This is a genomic window from Paenibacillus sp. JZ16 (genome assembly GCF_015326965.1).
Taxonomy (GTDB): Bacteria; Bacillota; Bacilli; order Paenibacillales; family Paenibacillaceae; genus Paenibacillus_AQ.
Window position 1 is genome coordinate 6,666,494 of record NZ_CP017659.1, and the last position, 20,840, is coordinate 6,687,333.

Here is a 20,840-nt window from a genome sequence, read left to right on the forward strand (position 1 = left end):
CCTTCCGGGCCTTATATAATCAACTTAGATGATGTCAGGATGTTAATATAGAGGAACTGAGTATTCTGGCTTAGTCATTTTCGCAAGGTCGTGGATTCTTGATAACTAGTGCTTGATTTTCGTTTGGTATATGGATTGGACGGTGCAGCGATTTAATTTCGTATTGGTGTATAAGAAGTTCTAAGCTGTTCTTTTTTAGAATTTTTGGGCCAATCCGGAGACATACACGACGTTAATGTTTTTGCATTTTCCATCACAGTTTCCAGACATATAAGAAGTGGCAGGCGCCATCGGAATTGACCTCAAGAACACGCATCATTTAGGACGACTCGATAGAAACTGAGGGTCTGTTGTCGGTATACCGTTTATTTATGGACGTTATAACCATCAATGTAATCAGGATAAATCGAGAATTGGCGTAGTACACATTTTAACCATTTCTTATGGTGTAGGGAGGAAATCTTTGAATGGAAGTTATTTGGTTTATGTTGTTTTCAACATTTGAAACACTGGCTATTTATTCGCTAATCATGACATTGCTTAGATTCAAGACGACAGAGTACATATGGCAGGCGTTGATTGTCATGATCCTTGCCAACTTACAAAGTTTCATCATGCGCAACGAACTTCAATTGGATTTTCTAGCCCCTCTCATTACCGTGTTAATCTTCGTTTTCTTATTCTCAGCCATTATTAAGATCCCGGTTATCTGGTCGGCGATCTGCACCATTCTGGGTTATATGTTTTATGCGTTAATTCAAACGGCATATCTGACAACGATATTCGGATCAATCGACTCCATTCAGACCGATCATGCCAATGGTTATATTCTTCAAATCCTCTCAGGTGCGACAGGACTATTGATATCCTGGGTTATGTACAGGTTTGGTATTGGGTTTAAGTACGATCTGGAAAAGCTGCGCATTAAATTTGAACATGTTCTATTGATCACGTTGATTATCGTGGTGTTGATATTAATTGCAATTCTATTTTACCTTAATCGTTTATGGCTGCACCTTCTCTTCTTTGGAATAACATTTGGAATCTTCTTGTATTATGCCATCAATACAGAGGAGCGGGAATCTTATGATCATAGAAGGCTTGTCAAAGTGGATAGCGGAGGGGATCAAACGCCAGGTACCTGACCATAAGTCCTCTGTTTCTGTTCTGAAACATGCGATCACCATCATTTTAAACGTATTATGTATTGTGGTCTTCACGCTGCTTATCTCTATTTTTACAGGTAACATGAAGCAGGCTGTGATAGCCTTGGTGGGTTTTGCGGTACTAAGGCAATTTTCCGGAGGATATCATCTTAAGACGGGGGCAGGCTGTATTGCATTCACGACAGCGCTATTCACTCTGGTGTCTTTTGCGGATATGGGGAATGCAAGCATTCTCGTAATTACTGCTCTCAGTCTGTTGCTGGTGATGCTGTTCGCTCCCAGCCGAATTGAGAAGCAGTCCCGTATACCGAGGAAACATTACGTAAAACTTCGCTTGATTAGCTGTTTCATCGTTATGTTTAACTTTGGACTCCAGTCCCCAACATTGGCTGTCATATTTTTGGTCCAGGCTATCAGTTTAATACGCTGGAAAGGAGGACAAGCTCATGTTATGGATCCATAGGATTAGACATCGGTTGTTTTCGTTTATCGCATCTGCTCTGACGTTGGTAGCTGTTTTTGTAGTTAATACTGCAAGTCCCGTTTTTGTATATAGCGGAGAGACGCCGGAAGAACTGTTAAAGTAAGTCTTGATCCTTCGAAAGGGGACTGGGGTACTTAAAAATGATGGTATAAATAAAGATGAATATGTAGGTTATGGTTTCCGGTGAAATTCAGCTAGCTAGTCTAAAGAAGGAAAAAAGAAAAAACCCTTGATGCCAATGGCATCAAGGGTTTTCGGTTATGATCTGTAGTGGGCTCGAACCACTGACCCCTACCCTGTCAAGATAGTGCTCTCCCAGCTGAGCTAACAGATCATGAAATATTTAAAAAGGTAATTCATATATTACCAGCAGACAATGCGACTGTCAATGGTTTTCTCGTTATAAAAAATCACATTCCGGTTCAGACTAAATACAGCATGATTTTGCTAGTGGAGGAGCGTGAATGGTATGGCAGGTGGGAAATCCCTTCATTTCAAACGAGCCGGACTGGTGCTCTCGTTGCTGGGGGTAACTGTACTGGGCAGCGGTTGCAGTATCCCGGAGAGAACGTCGGTGCAGCTGGAGCCGCTCCATGGATCAGCAGCGCCCGTAATGCTCGATGTTTACGGCCGTTCTGTAGATCAGGATGTGTATTCCAAGCAGGGAAGCGGGGCACTGGAGCCGGTTCCGCCGATGGATTCGGTGGACACATTACGTGATCTCCAACCATAAGGGGGTGCAGCAACGATCCGTATCAGATCAGTCCTAAGAATGTCTGTATCCACTGCTCGAACAACGAGCAGTGCAAACCGTCGGCTGGCAGGCTGGCGGTTTGCTGTAAAACGGCCGATGTTATTCCTCATCCCATTTGCGGGAATAACCTTTTTTAATCGCCCAAAAGATAGGGTAGATGATAACGGCTGAGATGATAATAGCCCAAAATATCGTGGCTCCCATGCCCATAAAGGCCATGCTCCTTTCAAGAAAACGTTAGTTTATACTATACAGGAAAACGATTATTTTGTATAATATCTCGATCTGCGATATCACTTAGGAATTGATTCTACATAAAGAGGTGTTGAAATGGCAGCAGAAATCATAAATGTATCAACCGAAGAGCAATTGCAGCAGGCGTTGGATATCCGGAAGGATGTTTTCGTGCTTGAACAGAAGGTGCCGATTGACCTGGAGATTGATGAGTACGATCGTCTGGACTCCGATGCGTTTCATGTCCTGATCAAATCGGAGGGACAGTACGCGGCAACCGGACGTATCACCTATTACAATAAAGATTCCGCCAAAATGCAGCGAATTGCGGTTCGTAAGCCCTTCCGTTCCAAAGGGATTGGCCGCGTGCTGATGATGGCATTGGAAGCGCAGGCGCGTGAATTGAAGCTGCAGTATTCTGTACTGGATGCACAGGTTCAAGCGGAGGCATTTTATCGCAAGCTTGGGTATGAGACCATTTCGGACGAGCCGTTTGATGATGCGGGCATTCCCCACGTTCGTATGAAAAAAGAACTGTAGGCTTCTTACCATATATGGTGCCAATGATCCGCACTGTTTAAAAAGAAGAGACCCCGAGAATAAACTCGAGGTCTTTTTAGTCATGATTTTAAAAGTTTGGCAAATTGTCCAGGTTGTTGCTGGGATCGCCATCCGCATTGGAGCGAAGATGTTCGTCACCGTCACGCCCTCGGAATACGTTCAAGTTTTTGATTTCTTTATTCTTGGCCATTTGTTGTGCTGTCTTGTAGTCAACGACACTGCCGTTATCCAGCTTAAGTTCGATGATGTCGCCATCTCCGTTTTTACGGACGCCTATGACTTCTTGTTGTGTATTATCCATATGAATCGCCTCCCGGCATTAGTGTTCCCGGGAAACCTCATAAACTATTCATCTATACTGAACTACAATTCGTATACCCGCTGCTGCTCCACAAATTCCATGATGCCGGTCTTGCCAATGAAAGCTTCGACCTCATCGCTGTAATGCATGAGATAGGTGCGCTCCTGAATTTCTTGTGGGAGGCTAAGCAGCTCATCCAGTGTCGTATGAACCTCGCCGGGACCTTGTAGCTGACATTCATGCAGAATCACTTCACAATCCCGCTCATTCACCAATTGGTTGAGCAGTATAGGGTCGAATACCATGTCAGCACTGTAAAAAATCCGATCATTTAGATAAAGCGAATAGCTGTCCTTGCCGGGAATATGCTGCGTATGAATCAGTTCTACCGAGATGCCGGATGAAATATTGGTCTTCACTCCCGGTTTCAGAGGGTGTACGTCAAATACATCATGCAGGGAGGAGATATGTCCCTGTTGATATAAGCCGCCTTTGAGGGTGTGCTCCCATATCGGTTCCACCAGCGTCTCGGCAATATAGAGTGGGAGCTTACGGTTGTATTTCATTTTCATAATAAAAGCCAGCTCCTCAAGTCCGCCTACATGGTCAGCATGAATGTGAGTGATAAGCACAGCATCCATATCGTTAAACGTCTTATTCAGCTGATGAAGCGCTAGAGGAGCTGTAATGCCGCAGTCGATGAGAAGTGTGAAATTTCCGTCATGGATCAGTGCGTTATTGTTATAGTAGTTCTTGGCAAACGCACTGCCGGTGCCAAGCATTTGCAATTTTAGTGTCAATGGATGAAACCTCCTGATGATATGATGTGTAGTCCCCGTATGCTAATGTATATTTTAACGAATTCCATGTCGATTTACACGGATTATATGATCGAATCGGGCCTGGAATGCAGTATAATTTGTGATAAGCCCAGCTTAAAGCAAGGGGAAAAAATTTTACCACAAAGTGCAAAATTGTCCGCAACTTGTTTTTTGACATGTAGTATACACATATAACAACAAGATGAGCCAATGGAGGGAAATGATTATTATGAAATGGAAAAAAGTGATGGCATGTATGCTAGTGCTCTCTTTAATGGGTGGCAGCACCCTTTTGTTTGCAGATTCCGTCAATGAACGTGTCCGTGTTTGGCTGAACGGTCATGAATTGAAGGATGGCGGATATTTAATTGATGGCAAAACGTATGTACCGGTTCGGGAATTTGATGGGGCTGTGGATTGGAATCCCGCGAATGGACAAGTTCAAGTCATCAAGCCGAACGTGCATATTTTTCTGTTTAAAGGAGATACTGTATTCGGCAACGTGAACAAGGGGAAGTTGAAATTCAATGTTTTTAGCCAGGTCGACAGCTTAAACACCGAAATTCATTCAGTGAAAGTAGCGATTGAGGATCCCTCGGGCAATATCAAGGATATTCAATCCGAGGTTGTGAAGGACCGTAAGGATAATTTTTGGTTCCGAACCTATGATTTCACGTACGATTTTAAAACAACAGGTAAGTATTCGGTTGGTTTTTACGTGAAAGTAAAAGCGGATTCGGATTTTGTGAAAATTGCCGAAAAGGTCATTACAACGCTCAATTGACAGGCCTTTTGGCGCCCTGGTAGAAATTGACCTGAGGAAGCTATCCGTGATACGATACGAAAGTATGATAATTTAACCGAAGTGAGGTTTTTTCAATGAGTGAACACAAACATGAACACGGAGATGCTTGCGGCTGCGGTCACGATCATGACCACGACCACGAACACGAAGAGTTTGTGCTGACATTGACGGATGAAGAAGGAAAAGAAGTAGAGATGGTTCTTGTGGAGACATTTGATGTCGGCGAGAAACTTTACGCGCTTTTGCTTGAACGCGAAAATCCGGAAGCGGACGGCGTCATTCTACGTATGGAAGAAGAGAACGAGGAAATGGTTCTTTACAATATTGAGGACGAAGAAGAATGGAATGAAGTAGAGGCGGTTTACAACGAACTGGTCGCTGCTGCAAACCAGGAATAAGACTCCAAAGCAATAAACCCGGTGCGAACCTCTCGCACCGGGTTTATTGTGTTTACAGCTGACATTTTAGAATATAGGGTCCGTTTCCACGATGACTTTAACATTTTGGATGCTGCGATCCTCGGGGCCTTTAACCGGAAGGCCTACCTCGACATGATCGATAATGTAATCGATGTTTTCCTGGGAAATGACTTCGCCCGGAAGCAGGATCGGAATCCCTGGCGGGTAGACATAGATGAATTCGGCAATAATGCGTCCTGCCGATTCCTTGAAAGGCACAACTTCCGTATCTCCGTAAAATGCATCGCGAGGGATCAGCGACAACTGCGGAATTTCCGGAGTTTTCACAACCAGCTCGTTAATCTCATTCACATGCATGTATTGATTGGAAAGCTCGCGGAGCGCTGTCAGCAAAATATCGATGGTCTCCCGATTGTCCCCCGGTGTAATGAGGCACAGAATATTGTACATATCACTGAGCTCCACCTCAATATTGTAGTGATCCCGCAGCCAGTTCTCGGTTTCATATCCCGTAATGCCGAGGTGGCGCACATGGATCGTCAATTTGGTTGGATCATAGGAGTGCGTCGCCTCCCCGCCTAATATTTCTTTTCCAAAGCTGTACAAACCTTCGATTTTGTTGACTTCATCACGTGCATATTGGGCCAACTCAATCGTCCTTGCAGCCATTTCGCGTCCATGGAGCGCCAAACTGCGGCGTGAAGTATCAAGCGATGCCAGCAGGATGTAAGAGGTGGAGGTTGTGGTCAGCATGCTGATAATCGTCTGTACGCGATAAGGATTGATGTATCCGTTCTTGGTATTCACGTTCAGCACGGAACTCTGCGTCATCGAGCCGCCGAGTTTGTGGACGCTGGTCGCAGCCATATCGGCCCCCGCTTCCATGGCCGACATCGGGAGCTCTTCATGAAAATGGATCAATACACCGTGCGCCTCATCCACGAGAACGGGCACATTGTAGCTGTGAGCCAAATCCACGATTTCCTTCAGATTGGCGCTTACCCCGAAATATGTCGGGTTAATGACCAGTACGGCTTTGGCGTCAGGGTGACGTTTTAATGCCTTCCGAACCGAGCTGATGGTGATTCCGTGATCGATTCCCACATTGGAATCCTGGGCAGGCGATACGAATACAGGCTTGGCCCCGGTGAAAATGATGGCGGAGAGCACGGATTTATGGACGTTGCGCGGTACGATGATTTTATCGCCAGGCGAACATACCGACATGATCATGGTCATGATCGCTCCGCTTGTCCCTTGGACACTGAAGTAGGTGTGATCGGCACCGAATGCGTCGGCGGCCAGCTTTTGGGCTTCCTCGATGACGCCTGTAGGCTGATGCAAATCATCCAGCGGCGCAATATTAATCAAATCTATAGAAAAGGCGTTATCCCCTATAAATTCCCGAAATTCGGCGTCGGTGCCGAGGCCCTTCTTATGTCCCGGAATGTGAAATTGCACGGGGTTTTTGGCCGCATGTTCTTTAAGTGCGGTGAAGAGCGGTGTACGACTATGGTCCATGGACGTTGTCACAACCTTTCCTTATGTTTATTTTGTTATGATTTGTTGATTTCTGTTTTTATATAAACAAAATTGAGTATAGCAAAATAGGGGGGGAATGCAAGGAGATTAAACGGCTTTTTTTGCTATGTCCCATAACGCTTCAAACTTTAGACATATTAAGGAGGAGCAACAAAGATCTTCATCGTTCCTTCATTAAAATATCATCCATAAAAAAAACGTCTATCGACGTACTTTCTCAGAAGACAGATCGCGGTTAAAGGAAGTTTTTCTTCCGATTATGGAATTGTTCAGCTTCGCAGAAAATTTATAAATTCTATAATCTTAAAAAAAGAGCTGCAACAGCAGCCCTTTACATCAATATATCATGCTCATTAAAACGCCATTTTATAAAGCGGCAGCAGCGCCTCAAACGTCTCCTGCACTTTTTGCACCAGCTTGTCCCCTTCAAGCTTGACGGCTTCCTCGCGCGGGATGCGCAGTCCGCACATGACCTCAGCCTTTTTCACCTGCTTCAGTTTCTCAATCAGGCGCGTGAAATCCTCCTCGCTCATATCCTGATGAGGGGTGCCAGACGGGTTCATGTGATCCATGGACCAGTAAAAATTTTTAGGCAGTGCCTTCGCTGTTTTCTTCAGCTTGGCTTCCAGGTTGCCGGCAAACACGGTCTTGTTGGGGCTTTCGTAAATAATCGCGAAGATGACAAACAGATGGGTTCCGAACATGCCCACCTCAAAATGAGGCAGTGCTTTGTAGCCGCGTTTGCTGGCAGCCCAAGCGACCCAGGTGTCAATGGGAGGATTGACAGTGCGTCTTGCATGCTTCGCCACATGCACAAACATTTCTTCCCCAGCCAATGCCGATACATAAGGTGCCAACTCAGCCCCTAACGCCTCCAGCTTGGGTCTTACCCGTTCAATGAGAACCTCCATACGGGCTTCAAGCCCGGGAACGGAGAATACGTCGAAGTCTTGATCTGTAAATCCGGTAACCGTCATGGATGTGATGGCCTCCCTGTTGTTGATGATATATTTACTAAACTCGGTTTTTGGATAACTTATTATACCATAAGGCGAATGGACATCACGCATTGCCCAGAAAAGCTTCACCGTATGTTCATGCGGGTTAAAAATAGTCAATAAACCAAGTTACCGTTACATAAGATGGAGTATAAGATATAGATAAGACAACATCAAAAGCAGCCATGGGGGAAATCTTCACCGCCGTTTAATGATCGGTAGTAAACCGGAGGAGGGAGTGCCGTGAATAAGAGCGAGGAAGTGGAGTATTGCAACCTGGAGCTCCGGTTTGATCGCCGGCATATCCAGGACCTAATCAAGGAATTGATCCAGGAAGGATATTCGCTTTATTGGAGCGAGAATGATACGCAGTTTGTCATTTCAATCCGAACAGGTCGCAAGCTGGTAAAGCTGCGGTTTCAACGAACAGGAAGCGGTTTTAAACTGGTAGGCGATTATATGATTCGTGATCCCAAACTCGCGGAATGGATGGAGAAATTGATCGAGAATACCCGTGGCCATGCTGTCGTCAAACGTTTCAAGGACCGGCAAATTTTGATCGAGAATATTTTGTTTGGTGAGGTCATAAGGCTTGTGGAAATATCCGGTTACCGGCAGCGGGTGCTGTTTCAGAAGGGGACGCCGATGACGGAGCAGGAAATGCTGCGGCTGTTTGAATCGGATGTAGGGGAACAGCGATTGCTGCTGTCGAGACTGGAAACCGATGATGAGCTTGAGAAGCTCCATGCGGCGCTGCAAGAGGGAGACGAAGACAAAATTTCGGCTTGCAAGCAAAGACTCCGTGAGCTTTCCTTGGAGCTGATGAGGCTGGAGTGGTAATGACTTCAACCCGGATACAAGTTTAAAGCACGAACAACACTCCGAAACAGAAGGGGTGTTTTCGCGCGTGTTCTGATTTTGTGACAGGGGTTCACTTGTCAAATGAAAAACGTTAATATAAGATTATTGCAAATCATCTCGGATAGGGATGGGTTGTTTAAAAATATATTGGAGCAAAGGATGGAGAACCAGATGTCAAAACAACAAATCGGTGTGATTGGCCTTGCTGTAATGGGAAAAAACCTGGCCCTGAACATCGAAAGCAAAGGCTTCACCGTTTCCGTATATAACCGCTCTCCGCAAAAAACGGAAGATATGCTGAAGGAAACCGAAGGCAAGCAAGTGAAGGGGACGTTCTCGATCGAAGAATTCGTGGATTCCCTTGAAACTCCTCGTAAAATCCTGATCATGGTACAAGCGGGACAAGCTACGGATGCTACGATTGAACAGCTGATTCCACATTTGGACAAAGGCGATATCATCATCGACGGCGGTAACGCTTATTTCCCTGATACACAGCGCCGCAGCAAAGAACTGGCTGAAAAAGGCTTTAATTTTATCGGTGCTGGGGTTTCCGGCGGCGAAGAAGGCGCATTGAAAGGTCCATCGATCATGCCTGGCGGACAAGAAAGTGCCTACAAGCTGGTTGAGCCTATTTTGACGGCTATTTCCGCTAAAGTTAACGAAGAGCCTTGCTGTACATATATCGGACCAGACGGTGCCGGCCATTATGTAAAAATGGTTCACAACGGTATCGAGTATGGCGATATGCAGCTTATTTGCGAAGCTTACCAATTGCTGAAGGACGTACTCGGCCTCGATGCGAAGGATCTGCACGGAATCTTCACAGAGTGGAACCAAGGCGAACTCGATAGCTACTTGATCGAGATTACGGCTGACATTTTCTCCAAATATGACGAAGAAACCGGCAAGCCGATGGTTGACGTGATTCTGGATACGGCGGGCCAAAAAGGAACAGGTAAATGGACAAGCCAAAGCTCCCTGGATCTGGGCGTGCCGCTGTCCATGATCACCGAATCCGTATTCTCCCGTTTCTTGTCCGCAATGAAAGAAGAGCGTGTGGCAGCAAGCAAAATCCTGAATGGTCCAAAAGCAACTGCATTTGACGGCGACAAAGCCGAATTCATTGAAAATGTGCGCAAAGCGCTGTTTGCAAGCAAAATCGTATCCTATGCCCAAGGCTTTGCACAGCTTCGCGTAGCATCCGACGAGTACGGCTGGAACCTGCAATACGGCAACCTCGCTAAAATTTGGCGCGGCGGCTGCATTATCCGTTCCCGTTTCTTGCAGAACATCACGGATGCTTATGAGAATAATCCTGAGCTGAAGAACCTGCTGCTGGATCCGTTCTTTACCGATATTATTGAATCCTATCAAGATGCATGGCGTAAGGTTGTTGCTTCCGCGGTATCCTTGGGCATCCCGGTTCCTGGGTTCTCCAGCGCGCTTGCATACTACGATAGCTATCGCACCGCAAACCTGCCGGCAAATCTGCTGCAGGCTCAGCGTGACTACTTTGGAGCTCACACGTTTAAACGCGTGGACAAAGAAGGAACCTTCCACTATAACTGGATGGATTAATTCTGCTTTTTCTAGCAGCATGAATGCCATCCCTGATGGAGCCATTTCACTCTGGGGAGCTAGAATGATTTCCGTTCGCCGGGGGAGAGATCAGAGATTCAACTGTACGGGCTTGAGGAGTGGAGTGCGCCTCCGCCAGCTCAGGAAGTCCGTGCATGGCTTCTAAGAGACAGGTGCGGATGTCGTGGTTCTTTGTATGGATGTGGTTTCCGCTTCCGAGCAAGAGCAGCGCGGCTTCGCAGTAACTGTTGAAATTTTGCAGCAAACGTGGCTTTGAAAGATCCAGCAGTGCAGGATCCTTCAGAGCCACTTTTTTTGGACAAAATGAAGCACCCAGATCACATCTTCGCGGCATAACGGGTAGGCGGGGTCGAGAATCCGGCGGATGCGCTTGGCAGCGGAAGAGAGACCGGTTGGACGAAAAGACATAATATATTCACTCCTTTCTTCTAATCTTGTATTCTTGTAATTAGTATATGACAATAGGGAACCAGATAGACTCGATAAAATTGGAGCTTTACTTGGGGGTTACTCGCATAAGAACAATTTAGAGAGTCAGGTCCATTGTCGAAAGATTTGGGGCTGTGGTATGATATGAGCAACCTTTACAGTGAAGCAGCAAATGGGGTGTCAAATTGGATAAGATAGGTAGGAACATCATTCTGATCGGGATGATGGGTACGGGCAAGTCAACCGTAGGGCGTCTCCTGGCAGACACGCTCGGCTACACCCTGATCGATCTGGATGCGGAAATTGAGAGGATGGAAGGCAGAACGATTTCCGAGATGTTTGAAGCGGATGGAGAGCCGTACTTCCGTGAGGCAGAATCTGTTGCACTGCGCAGCGTTTTAGAACGGAAAGGCATTGTCGTAGCGTCCGGCGGAGGAGCCGTGCTTCGTTCCGAGAACTGTGATGTAATGAAACGTGGTGGCTGGGTCGTTGCTCTTACAGCGGATGCTGCCAGCATTGTTGAACGGGTACGTGGTGATGCCAATCGGCCGCTGCTTGCGGGGGATGTCGAAGATAGAGTTCGGCGTATCCTGGATGAACGAAAGGACAAATACCTGTTTGCGGATGTCATAGTGGATACGGTTGGCCGATCCGCGGGGGAAGTAGCGACTGACATTTTAACGCATTACCGCGGCTAAGATGGCCAGCGAACGGCCTGAGGCGATGAGCATGAATCAGTTTCTATGGGTGACTCTGTAATTGTACTTGGGTCGGATCATGCAAAAAAAGGCGGGAATCACGATCATCCCGCACCTTCTTCATGGCCTGTCTATTCTTCATCGTCATGCCACTGAAGCATGCCGCCTTTCATGTTGATTACATTAGTCAAGCCCTGGTGATTCAAAAATTCGCATACGTGTTGACTGCGACCACCGCTGCGGCAGATGAAGACGACCTCCTGATCGCGCGGAATTTCGTCCAGACGATTCGGAATCTCGCCCATAGGGATATGCTTGGCACCGCTGATCATGCCGGCTGCAACTTCTTCATCCTCGCGGACATCAATCATGTACACATTTTCGCCGTTTTGAAGCCGGCTTCTAAGCTCCGATGTTTCCATTTGAGGGATCGGTTTCATCATATAGACCTCTTTTCTGATAATAAATGATTAAGATCGTAACGATCTGATTTTCCAGTTCACATGAACTATGATAACCAAGCGGTTCTTTCCCTGTCAATTTATACTAAGGGAGATTTCAAGGTTGGTTCATCATAACCTAATATATACAAGGAGAGATACATACGATGGATGTAATCGTCAAGCCTACGCCTATATTAAACGGAGAGATTGGAGCGTTATCCTCCAAGAACTATACAACTCGTTACTTGCTGGTAGCTGCACTTGCCGAAGGAACGAGCACGATCTATTACCCAGCTCATAGCGAGGATAGCGACGCCATGAGACGCTGTATCCGGGATCTCGGGGCCGTGATCGAGGAGGATGAGGAGAAGGCGGTCATTACGGGCTTTGGCAAATCGCCACGGGATGTGAAGGAACTGAACGTCGGTAACGCCGGCGCCGTTTTGCGCTTCCTCATGGGCGTCACGGCGTTGTCTAAAGAGGTTACCTTTGTCAATACCTATCCGGAATCACTGGGCAAACGTCCTCATGATGATCTCATTGAGACGCTTGGTCAATTGGGCGTGGAAGTGGAGCATAATGAAGGCAAACTGCCGATCACGATTCGTGGCGGTCAGCCGAAAGGCGGAAAGCTCACCGTATCTGGCGAAGTGAGTTCGCAGTACTTAAGCGCACTGTTGTTCTTAACGCCGCTGCTTGCCGAGGACAGCGAGATTACCGTTACCGGTGATTTGAAATCCAAGGTCGTTATCGGTCAGACCCTGGAAGTGCTGGAGCAAGCGGGCATTACGATTCACGCAGCGGATGATTATACATTCTTCCGGGTTCCTGGCGGTCAATCCTACGAAGCGAAGACCTATACCGTTCAAGGCGATTATCCGGGTTCTGCTGCCGTTCTGGCGGCGGCTGCGGTCACGCAGTCGGATGTAACCATCCGCAATCTGTCAGAGGACAGCAAGCAGGGAGAGCGGGCTATTATTGACGTCCTGCGAATGATGGAGGTTCCCCTCACGCACAAGGAGGGAAATGTCTATGTCCAGGGCAACCGAACCCTGAAGGCTTTGGAATTCGATGGAGATGCAGCGACGGATGCGGTACTAGCGATGGTTGCGGCAGCTGTGTTTGCGGAAGGAACCTCCCGATTCTACAATGTGGAGAATCTCCGCTATAAGGAATGCGACCGGATTACGGATTATTTGAACGAATTGCGCAAAGCCGGAGCGAACGTTGAGGAACGCCAGGCCGAGATCATCGTTCACGGCCGTCCGGAAGGCGTCGAGGGCGGCGTGGAGATCAATGCCCATTATGATCATCGGGTCATTATGGCCCTGACCGTGGTCGGACTTCGCGCACATCAGCCGATCCGGATTAAGGATGCGCATCATGTGGCCAAGTCGTACCCGCAATATTTTGATCACATGAAGGCGCTTGGAGCCAATGTAGAATGGGTAAAATAAAGGAATAGCCAAGCGGCTCGTCTATTACGAATGGAAAGGTGGTCATAAAGCATGGCATTTGAAAATCCTACGCGCGAAGAAATCGCGGATATATTGCGAAACGCAGGCAATATCGCTGTTGTCGGTCTGTCTGACCGGCCGGATCGTACATCCCATATGGTTTCGGCTGCGATGCAAATGCGCGGATACCGGATTATCCCGGTTAATCCTGGTGCAACAGAAATACTTGGGGAGAAGAGTTATCCATCCCTGAAGGACATTCCGGAGCCGATCCATATCGTCAATGTGTTCAGACGCAGTGAATATTGTGCCGATGTGGCGCGGGAAGCTGCCGAGATTGGAGCTAAGGTGCTCTGGCTTCAGCAGGGCATTATCAGTGAAGAGGCGGCGGCCATCGCGGAGAAGAGCGGCATGATTGCCATCATGGACCGCTGCATCAAGGTGGAGGATTCCATCGCTTTGGGCGGGCGTTAAGTTTTGAGTTGGTGAATTGGAATTAGGAGCAAGCCTTATGTTGAAGCAGCCGCTGGCAGACTGGACACGATCCGGGCCTGCCGAGGCACTGCTCGTGAGGCTTGCTTTTCTATGTGGCATTTGCCCTGATTTCTTTTTGACAAAAACAGGCGCAGCGCTTACCATCAAGGATAGAAAGGAGGGCTCGCCTTGAATTGGTTGGGATCATTACAACAGCTGGGCAGAGCAGTTATGCTCCCTACAATGGCGCTTCCGGCGGCAGCTCTCCTGCTTAGCGTGGGGAGTCTGCCATGGTCGGCGTGGGGCTTCGGAACCTTGGGCGAGATTGCCCAGGCAGCGGGGCACGGCGTGTTTTATTATATGCCGTATTTATTTGCCATCGGTGTCGCATGGGGGCTCTCGAACCAGGGAGGACCCGCAGGGCTTGCCGCTCTGGCTGGCATGTTCATTTACGATCAGGTTATATCCCGTCTCGGAGACGGGAGTGTACAGCCCTCGACCTTGATTGGTATTATTTTTGGGGTAATGTCCGGTTACGTTTATAACCGGTTCAAACATATTAAGCTTCCAGAAGCTATACAGTTTTTTGGGGGCTCCCGATTTGTGCTTTTGTTCATGGGACTGTTCTCCACGATATTTGCATGGATGATGCTGGGGATGGCTCCCATGGTACAGCGCGGATTAGATGCTTTTTATGATCTGACCGTACATATGGGGGCATTCGGATTATTTCTCTACGGAATTTTGTACAGGGTACTAACGGCATTTGGTCTGCATCACTTGTTGAATAACGTCTATTGGTTTCAGCTGGGCTCGTACGAGACGGAAGACGGTACCGTCGTTCAGGGGGATTTGCCCCGATTCTTCGCGGGTGATCCGACAGCGGGCGACTTCATGGCCGGGTTGTTCCCGATTATGATGTTTGCCCTGCCGGCGATTGCATTTGCCATTATTCAAGAGGCGCGGGAAGATTTGAAGCCGAAGGTGAAAAAAACGTTTATGCGGTCCGCGCTTGTCTGTTTTTTGACCGGGGTATCGGAGCAGATCGAATTCGCATTCTTATTCGCGTCTCCTTATCTGTATGTGCTCCACGCCCTGATGGCCGGTTTCGCGATGGTGCTTACCTATGCGTTTGATATCCACCACGGGTTTTCATACTCGGCTGGATTTATCGATTACGTACTCAATTTTCACTTGTCGCAGAACGCCTGGATCATCATACCGATCGGGGCCGTATACGGCATCGTTTACTATTTTTTGTTTCGCTGGGCCATTCGCACCTTCGAAATCCCGACACCCGGACGTGAAGAAGGCTCGGCGCTGGAAGGCCGGGCAGGAGACATCCCCTATCAGGCACCGCTTATTCTGGAGGCGCTTGGTGGGAAAGACAACATCGTTCAGGTCCAATCCTGCATGACGCGTCTTCGACTGACCGTATACAATGACCGCCAGATTGATTCGGACGCACTGAAATTGCTCGGTTCAGCCGGCATCATCAAGCTGGGCGGCGGGAATGTCCAGGTGGTATTCGGGACGTATTCCGAGCTCATCCGCGAAGAGATAAATAAGCTGATGCAGCAAGATTTACCGCGCGTTCTGTTCAGCGCGCCCGTACAGGGACGCATGCTTCCGATTGATGAAGTACCGGATGATATTTTTGCCGCCAAGCTTGTCGGCAACGGCGTGGCGTTCATTCCGGAAAAAGGGGAGCTTGTATCCCCGGTGTACGGAACCGTGATGCATGTCTATCCGACGATGCATGCCATTGGCATTTCAACGCCGGATGGACTCGAGGTGTTGATTCATATCGGGATCGATACTTCTCAACTGAAAGGACCGTTTACAGCTGTGGTAAGCGAAGGGGATACTGTCGAGCCGGGGCAATTGCTGGTCAAGTTCGATCTGGCATATTTAAAGACACATGCCGCATCACTGGCCACACCGATGGTGATCACCAATCCCGATAAAGTAAGATCTTGGAGCTTTGCTCCATTCAAGTCCGTTAAGAGAGGACAGTCATCTGTCATGTCCGTCGTATTAAATGAGAGTAATGCTGGGGGTAGAGAATCATGATACAAGGCATTGGCGCAGCAACAGGCGTAGCGATCGGTAAGGCTTTCGTACTGCCGCATTGGGAGCTGGACCTTCCGGATTCCGAAATGGATGCTGTCGATTTAGCCAAAGAGTTCGAGCGCTTATATGAAGGCATACGAACCTCCAAGAATGAAATTGAATATATCAAGAACGAATTCAAGGAAATGGTGGGGCACGAGGAGTCGCAGATCTTTGATGCGCATCTGGCCATACTGGAGGATCCCGTATTCATGAACGAAATTCAAGGGATCATCGAGCGCCAGTACAAGGCTGCCGAAGTAGCAGTTAAAGAGGCGATCGATCATTTCGTATCCATGTTCGATTTGCTGGACGACGAGTATATGAAGGAGCGGGCACTGGATATTAAGGATGTTGGTAATCGGCTGCTCAAGCATCTTCTCGGTGCTCCGGAAGTCAAGCTTCCGGCTGATACGCAGCCTTATATTTTGGTTGCGAAGGAACTTTCTCCGTCTCAGCTCGTGCATCTTAACCCTTCCCACGTTCTTGGCATCGTGACGATGACGGGTGGCAAGACCTCTCACTCGGCAATTATGGCCCGCGCTCTCGGCATACCGCTTGTATCCGGGATTGAGAACAAGCTGGATCATCCGATCCAGACCGGACAGCATCTGGTTGTGGATGGGGATGAAGGCTTGCTGTATTTGGAGCCCGACACGCTGGTTGTAGAGCGTTACGAAGGGATCCGAGAGCAGCAACGGAAAAAGAAAGAGCAGTTGCAGCTCCTGGCAACCGTTGATGCGGTTACGAAGGATGGAACATATTTCAATCTGGCCGCGAATATGAACTCCGTTAAAGAAATGGAGATTGCGCTGAAGAACGGCGCACAGGGAGTCGGATTGTTCCGGACGGAATTTTTATATATGGATCGCCACAACTTTCCTTCGGAAGAAGAGCAATTTGAAGTGTATAAACTGGTTGCCGAGAACGCAGGTGAGTCCTCGGTCGTGATCCGTACGCTGGACATTGGCGGCGATAAACAGCTGGATTACTTCGGGCTGCCGGAAGAAGAGAACCCTTTCCTGGGTTATCGCGCCATTCGTATCAGCCTGGATCGCACAGAGCCGTTCCAGACCCAGCTGTCCGCCATTCTGAGGGCCAGCGCTTTTGGTAACGTCAAAATCATGTATCCGATGATATCCTCGATAGAGGAAGTCAAGCAGGCTAATGCCGTGCTGCGGCGTGCGATGGCCGATTTGGACCAACGCGGCATCGCATACGATCCCAACATTAAGGTCGGCATCATGATTGAGGTGCCCGCGGCAGTTACCATCTCGGATCTGTTGGCAGAGGAAGCCGATTTCTTCAGCATCGGGACGAACGATTTGGTTCAGTATGTGCTGGCGGTAGATCGGATGAACGAGCAGATCGCGCATATGTACCATCCATTTCATCCTGCGGTCTTGCGCATGCTTCGGACGACGGTGGAGGCTGCGCATGCGGCAGGCATACCGGTCAGCGTGTGCGGAGAAATGGCTGGGGACGAGCGGGCGATTCCGATATGGCTGGAGCTTGGCGTTAAGGATCTAAGCATGTCGCCGCAGTCCTTGCTTCGCGTGAAGCATCGGATCTTGAATACCAATGCGGCAGAAGCGAAGGGGGAGGCAGCGGCTTGCTTCAAATTGCGTACCAGCTCCGCTGTCGAAGAGCGTCTAAGCGCGTTTGCCGAACGCAGCAGTTATCTGAACGGAACTAACGGTACGGACAGCACGGCCTCTTAAAAAGCCAACCTCAAGAAGAAGGATGTCGTTACAATTTTCATGTTTCTTTTTTGAGTGGACAAGCTAAGCTATACCCACATGAAAAAACAGCTGCCTATCTCACCAGGAGTCCTTCTTGGTGAAATGAGCGGCTGTTTTTGTGTGGTGCAGGGGAGCTTTCAGCCTTGCTGTGCCAGAGCATCGCAAAAAGCTTTGCCGTACGGCGCCAGATCCGGTGGACGGCGGGCGGAAATAACATGACCGTCAGTCACGACGGCTTCATCCTTCCAGATTGCACCGGCATTTTCCATATCGTCGCGGATCCCCGGTGTGGAAGTAACCGTAACGCCGTCCAGGATTTTGGCAGAGATGAGTACCCATCCGGCGTGGCAGATCTGTCCGATCGGTTTTTTGTCCGCATTCATTTCTTTAACCAGTTGAAGGACTTTATCATAACGGCGCAGCTTGTCCGGCGCCCAGCCGCCCGGAACGAGAATTCCATCATAATCCTTGCTGTTCAGCTCTTCAAATGAATATTCGGCTTGAGCGGGAACACCATATTTGCCCGTGTAAGTTTTTCCTTTTTCCAACCCGGCAAGATGGACTTCCGCCCCTTCCTCACGGACCCGGTAAACGGGATACCATAGTTCCAGATCCTCAAATTCTTCGTCTACAAGCGCTATTACCTTTTTTCCAGCCAATCTCATGATTGATATAACCCCTTTCTCGCAGATTTCCTCATGTATCCGTATGACTGTTCTTATTGTAACAAATATGGAGGGCAGTTTCATAGGAACGAGCAAAGAACAAACATTTGGAAACATATCTGGTAAATAAAGCATTATCACAAATTAGCAGGATTCTTTGGTATGATAGTCGAATAGAACTAGTTTAGGTGACAGATTTGTGACATAGGCTGTTGGAATTAGATTACGTGATAGGATTTGGGGTGGGCATTTTGTTCAAAACCTGCAACTGTGGACAATGGATGAAGTTGGAATTAAGAAAGCTGATTCATGAAAGAAAGACTCGAATATATCATGTTCCTGTTTATGCCTGTCAGGCTTGCAAGAAGTATGAGCTTCTGCCTCTTATTAAACCGGATTTACTTCGCTATCTCGCATCGATTAGCAATGAGACTGGACGAATACACGTTTCGTTCGCAGATGTTAATGAGTCTGCATACGTACTTCGAGAAGTGTTCCGTACATACGATGATGATTCGTCGGTAGAATGGCAGACACGCTGTATGGAAGTTTTTGATGAGCGGATCAATATGCTGTTGGATCTATTTCGTTATGCCCAGAGCTTGGGCGACGGTGACTGGATGAGACAAATTGAGGGGCGGCTCGAGCAGTTAAGCACGATTAAATCTCTCGTTCCTGAAAATTCGGGAAATTATGCAAGATAATTTTCAGAAAATTTTCGCGGTTGTTGGATTTTTCACGCACTTTTTGTTAGGATAGAGGATAGGAACTTCAATACAATGAAGGGAATGTATATCCTATGGCGACGTTGACGAAAATGACTACTATAGAAGAGTTGCGCAGCACCCTTGAATCTTCGGAGCAGAGGCCCTTGCTGATATTCAAACATAGTACCAGATGCCCAATTAGTGCCGGAGCCTATAAGGAAGTGCAAGCTTACCTGGAGGACCAGCCGAACGAGCGGATCGACTATGTATGGATTGATGTCATTGCCGACCGTCCGGTGTCGAGTCAAGCTGCGGAAACTCTAAGCATACAGCACGAATCGCCACAAGTTATTCTTGTAAAAGAAGGAGCGCCAGTCTGGCATACATCCCATTCCCATATTACGGCTGAAGCGCTGAAGGCTCAATTGGACGGCATCTAATGCCGTGTCGTTGCACAAAGCAGTAATTTGTCGTATCATAAATTCAATTGGTATTGAACGAATGAAAATCTATTGGCAATGGAGAGAAGGAATTTGACGGTAACCATTTACGATGTTGCGCGCGAAGCAGGCGTTTCCATGGCGACGGTATCACGGGTTGTAAACAATAACCCGAACGTTAAGCCTCAGACCCGGAAAAAAGTATACGAAGCGATTGAACGTTTAGGGTATCGTCCGAATGCGGTAGCCAGAGGTCTGGCCAGCAAGAAGACCACAACCGTCGGCGTTGTGATCCCTGACATTTCGAACTCGATCTTTGCGGAGATTGCCCGTGGTATTGAGGATATTGCTAACATGTACCACTATAATATAATTTTGTGTAATGCCGACAAACGTAAGGAAAAAGAAATCCGCGTTATCAACACATTGCTTGAGAAGCAAGTGGACGGTTTGTTGTTTATGGGTGGAACGGTGACGGACGAGCATATCCAGGCGTTCCAGACATCGGCTGTGCCGATTGTTCTTTGTGCGACAAGTGACGAGAGAGGTTCTTACCCTTCTGTTGACATTGATCATGAACAGGCTGCGTTTGATGCGGTAAACACTCTGATCCGGCACGGGCACCGTGAGATTGCCATGATCAGCGGCACGCTTCAGGATCCGGCGAACGGTTATGCACGTTTCCAAGGCTACAAGAAGGCGCTGGAAACTGCCGGCATCGAGTATCAAGAGGATCTGGTGCGTATTGGTAACTATCGCTATGAGTCCGGCGTGGAAGCGATGAAATACTTCCTGGGACTTAAGAAGAAACCGACGGCTATTTTTGCTGCTACCGATGAGATGGCAATTGGCGCTATTCATAGCATTCAGGATGAAGGCTACAAAGTGCCGGATGATTTCTCTATTATCAGCGTAGATAATATTCGGATGGCTTCGATGGTTCGTCCACAGCTGACAACGGTAGCTCAACCGATGTATGATTTGGGAGCCGTAGCTATGCGCTTGCTTACCAAGCTGATGAAGAAGGAGAACGTGGAGAATCCTCGCGTGATTCTGCCGCATGAAACGATTCTTCGGCTTTCGGTTAGTCATGTGAACGAGTAAGAAGTGTGAATGAAAGCAATT

25 protein-coding genes and 1 tRNA gene are annotated in these 20,840 nt (G+C 48.0%); 18 read left to right on the forward strand and 8 right to left on the reverse strand.

Going from position 1 to position 20,840, the window contains the following annotated elements; all coding sequences use genetic code 11:
• The first annotated feature begins 467 nt into the window (after nucleotides 1-467).
• Genes BJP58_RS29765 through BJP58_RS29775 form a run of 3 tightly spaced genes read left to right on the forward strand, consistent with a single transcriptional unit; the run spans nucleotide 468 to nucleotide 1,753 of the window.
• On the forward strand, nucleotides 468-1,145 hold the full coding sequence (locus tag BJP58_RS29765; RefSeq protein WP_194541715.1) for a hypothetical protein: 678 nt from the start codon (nucleotides 468-470) through the stop codon (nucleotides 1,143-1,145).
• Nucleotides 1,102-1,629, forward strand: coding sequence for an accessory gene regulator ArgB-like protein (locus BJP58_RS29770; RefSeq protein ID WP_233354803.1), 528 nt, complete (start codon nucleotides 1,102-1,104; stop codon nucleotides 1,627-1,629). Before BJP58_RS29765 ends, BJP58_RS29770 begins: the two co-directional genes overlap by 44 nt.
• A complete protein-coding gene (locus BJP58_RS29775; RefSeq protein ID WP_074961962.1) occupies nucleotides 1,613-1,753 on the forward strand; it encodes a cyclic lactone autoinducer peptide in 141 nt (46 codons plus the stop codon). Before BJP58_RS29770 ends, BJP58_RS29775 begins: the two co-directional genes overlap by 17 nt.
• 158 nt (nucleotides 1,754-1,911) lie before the next feature.
• Here BJP58_RS29775 and BJP58_RS29780 read toward each other — a convergent pair.
• Nucleotides 1,912-1,984, reverse strand: a tRNA-Val gene (locus BJP58_RS29780).
• Nucleotides 1,985-2,119: 135 nt separating this feature from the next.
• Here BJP58_RS29780 and BJP58_RS29785 point away from each other — a divergent pair.
• Both BJP58_RS29785 and BJP58_RS29790 read left to right on the forward strand, forming a co-directional pair.
• A complete protein-coding gene (locus BJP58_RS29785) occupies nucleotides 2,120-2,383 on the forward strand; it encodes a hypothetical protein (RefSeq protein ID WP_194541717.1) in 264 nt (87 codons plus the stop codon).
• Nucleotides 2,384-2,734: 351 nt separating this feature from the next.
• Nucleotides 2,735-3,178: a GNAT family N-acetyltransferase gene (locus BJP58_RS29790; RefSeq protein WP_194541718.1), complete on the forward strand. Its 444-nt coding sequence runs from the start codon at nucleotides 2,735-2,737 to the stop codon at nucleotides 3,176-3,178.
• An 88-nt stretch (nucleotides 3,179-3,266) separates the two neighbouring features.
• Here BJP58_RS29790 and BJP58_RS29795 read toward each other — a convergent pair whose 3' ends face one another.
• Together BJP58_RS29795 and BJP58_RS29800 are read right to left on the reverse strand one after the other, a co-directional pair.
• Entirely contained in the window at nucleotides 3,267-3,500 is a 234-nt protein-coding gene (locus BJP58_RS29795; RefSeq protein WP_194541719.1) for a DUF3892 domain-containing protein, read from the reverse strand.
• A 62-nt stretch (nucleotides 3,501-3,562) separates the two neighbouring features.
• Nucleotides 3,563-4,300: an MBL fold metallo-hydrolase gene (locus BJP58_RS29800; protein ID WP_194541720.1), complete on the reverse strand. Its 738-nt coding sequence runs from the start codon at nucleotides 4,298-4,300 to the stop codon at nucleotides 3,563-3,565.
• Nucleotides 4,301-4,550: 250 nt separating this feature from the next.
• Here BJP58_RS29800 and BJP58_RS29805 point away from each other — a divergent pair, with 250 nt between their 5' ends.
• Together BJP58_RS29805 and BJP58_RS29810 are read left to right on the forward strand one after the other, a co-directional pair.
• Entirely contained in the window at nucleotides 4,551-5,105 is a 555-nt protein-coding gene (locus BJP58_RS29805; RefSeq protein WP_194541721.1) for a stalk domain-containing protein, read from the forward strand.
• Between the two features lie 95 nt (nucleotides 5,106-5,200).
• Nucleotides 5,201-5,524, forward strand: coding sequence for a DUF1292 domain-containing protein (locus BJP58_RS29810; protein ID WP_071223049.1), 324 nt, complete (start codon nucleotides 5,201-5,203; stop codon nucleotides 5,522-5,524).
• A gap of 66 nt (nucleotides 5,525-5,590) precedes the next feature.
• Here BJP58_RS29810 and BJP58_RS29815 read toward each other — a convergent pair whose 3' ends face one another.
• Together BJP58_RS29815 and BJP58_RS29820 are read right to left on the reverse strand one after the other, a co-directional pair.
• Nucleotides 5,591-7,066, reverse strand: coding sequence for an aminotransferase class I/II-fold pyridoxal phosphate-dependent enzyme (locus BJP58_RS29815; protein ID WP_194541722.1), 1,476 nt, complete (start codon nucleotides 7,064-7,066; stop codon nucleotides 5,591-5,593).
• Between the two features lie 374 nt (nucleotides 7,067-7,440).
• A complete protein-coding gene (locus BJP58_RS29820) occupies nucleotides 7,441-8,064 on the reverse strand; it encodes a YktB family protein (RefSeq protein WP_194541723.1) in 624 nt (207 codons plus the stop codon).
• 264 nt (nucleotides 8,065-8,328) lie between these two features.
• Here BJP58_RS29820 and BJP58_RS29825 point away from each other — a divergent pair, with 264 nt between their 5' ends.
• Entirely contained in the window at nucleotides 8,329-8,925 is a 597-nt protein-coding gene (locus tag BJP58_RS29825) for a hypothetical protein (protein WP_100536070.1), read from the forward strand.
• A gap of 192 nt (nucleotides 8,926-9,117) precedes the next feature.
• Nucleotides 9,118-10,527 (forward strand): NADP-dependent phosphogluconate dehydrogenase, encoded by a 1,410-nt coding sequence (gene gndA, locus BJP58_RS29830; RefSeq protein WP_194541724.1) that lies wholly within the window; start codon nucleotides 9,118-9,120, stop codon nucleotides 10,525-10,527.
• A 300-nt stretch (nucleotides 10,528-10,827) separates the two neighbouring features.
• Here gndA and BJP58_RS34010 read toward each other — a convergent pair whose 3' ends face one another.
• Nucleotides 10,828-10,956 (reverse strand): hypothetical protein, encoded by a 129-nt coding sequence (locus BJP58_RS34010; protein ID WP_267907845.1) that lies wholly within the window; start codon nucleotides 10,954-10,956, stop codon nucleotides 10,828-10,830.
• Nucleotides 10,957-11,162: 206 nt separating this feature from the next.
• Between BJP58_RS34010 and BJP58_RS29840 the strand changes: the two genes are divergently transcribed.
• Entirely contained in the window at nucleotides 11,163-11,675 is a 513-nt protein-coding gene (locus BJP58_RS29840; RefSeq protein WP_259445355.1) for a shikimate kinase, read from the forward strand.
• A 131-nt stretch (nucleotides 11,676-11,806) separates the two neighbouring features.
• Here the strand turns inward: BJP58_RS29840 and BJP58_RS29845 are convergent, their stop codons facing one another.
• On the reverse strand, nucleotides 11,807-12,115 hold the full coding sequence (locus BJP58_RS29845) for a rhodanese-like domain-containing protein (RefSeq protein WP_174819205.1): 309 nt from the start codon (nucleotides 12,113-12,115) through the stop codon (nucleotides 11,807-11,809).
• Nucleotides 12,116-12,282: 167 nt separating this feature from the next.
• Here BJP58_RS29845 and aroA point away from each other — a divergent pair, with 167 nt between their 5' ends.
• From aroA to ptsP, 4 genes are all read left to right on the forward strand, one after another.
• Nucleotides 12,283-13,575, forward strand: a complete 1,293-nt coding sequence (gene aroA, locus BJP58_RS29850; RefSeq protein WP_194541725.1) for a 3-phosphoshikimate 1-carboxyvinyltransferase — start codon at nucleotides 12,283-12,285, stop codon at nucleotides 13,573-13,575.
• A 51-nt stretch (nucleotides 13,576-13,626) separates the two neighbouring features.
• Nucleotides 13,627-14,049 (forward strand): CoA-binding protein, encoded by a 423-nt coding sequence (locus tag BJP58_RS29855; protein ID WP_071223669.1) that lies wholly within the window; start codon nucleotides 13,627-13,629, stop codon nucleotides 14,047-14,049.
• Between the two features lie 189 nt (nucleotides 14,050-14,238).
• Nucleotides 14,239-16,122: a glucose PTS transporter subunit IIA gene (locus BJP58_RS29860; RefSeq protein WP_194541726.1), complete on the forward strand. Its 1,884-nt coding sequence runs from the start codon at nucleotides 14,239-14,241 to the stop codon at nucleotides 16,120-16,122.
• Nucleotides 16,119-17,882: a phosphoenolpyruvate--protein phosphotransferase gene (gene ptsP, locus BJP58_RS29865; RefSeq protein WP_194541727.1), complete on the forward strand. Its 1,764-nt coding sequence runs from the start codon at nucleotides 16,119-16,121 to the stop codon at nucleotides 17,880-17,882. Before BJP58_RS29860 ends, ptsP begins: the two co-directional genes overlap by 4 nt.
• Nucleotides 17,883-18,040: 158 nt before the next feature.
• On the opposite strand, the gene BJP58_RS29870 is transcribed toward ptsP, so the two are convergent.
• The gene (locus BJP58_RS29870) at nucleotides 18,041-18,568 is read right to left on the reverse strand and encodes a type 1 glutamine amidotransferase domain-containing protein (protein WP_194541728.1); all 528 of its coding nucleotides are present in this window, start codon (nucleotides 18,566-18,568) and stop codon (nucleotides 18,041-18,043) included.
• A 309-nt stretch (nucleotides 18,569-18,877) separates the two neighbouring features.
• Here BJP58_RS29870 and BJP58_RS33795 point away from each other — a divergent pair, with 309 nt between their 5' ends.
• The 4 genes from BJP58_RS33795 (at nucleotide 18,878) to ccpA (ending at nucleotide 20,819) form a co-directional block, all read left to right on the forward strand.
• Nucleotides 18,878-19,093, forward strand: coding sequence for a hypothetical protein (locus BJP58_RS33795; protein ID WP_233354804.1), 216 nt, complete (start codon nucleotides 18,878-18,880; stop codon nucleotides 19,091-19,093).
• Nucleotides 19,094-19,110: 17 nt separating this feature from the next.
• Nucleotides 19,111-19,272 carry a hypothetical protein gene (locus BJP58_RS33800; protein WP_233354805.1) on the forward strand — a complete coding sequence of 54 codons (162 nt, stop codon included), beginning with the start codon at nucleotides 19,111-19,113 and terminating at the stop codon, nucleotides 19,270-19,272.
• A gap of 95 nt (nucleotides 19,273-19,367) precedes the next feature.
• On the forward strand, nucleotides 19,368-19,715 hold the full coding sequence (ytxJ, locus tag BJP58_RS29880) for a bacillithiol system redox-active protein YtxJ (RefSeq protein ID WP_194541729.1): 348 nt from the start codon (nucleotides 19,368-19,370) through the stop codon (nucleotides 19,713-19,715).
• Between the two features lie 93 nt (nucleotides 19,716-19,808).
• Entirely contained in the window at nucleotides 19,809-20,819 is a 1,011-nt protein-coding gene (ccpA, locus tag BJP58_RS29885) for a catabolite control protein A (RefSeq protein WP_071223674.1), read from the forward strand.
• The last annotated feature ends 21 nt before the right edge of the window (nucleotides 20,820-20,840 follow it).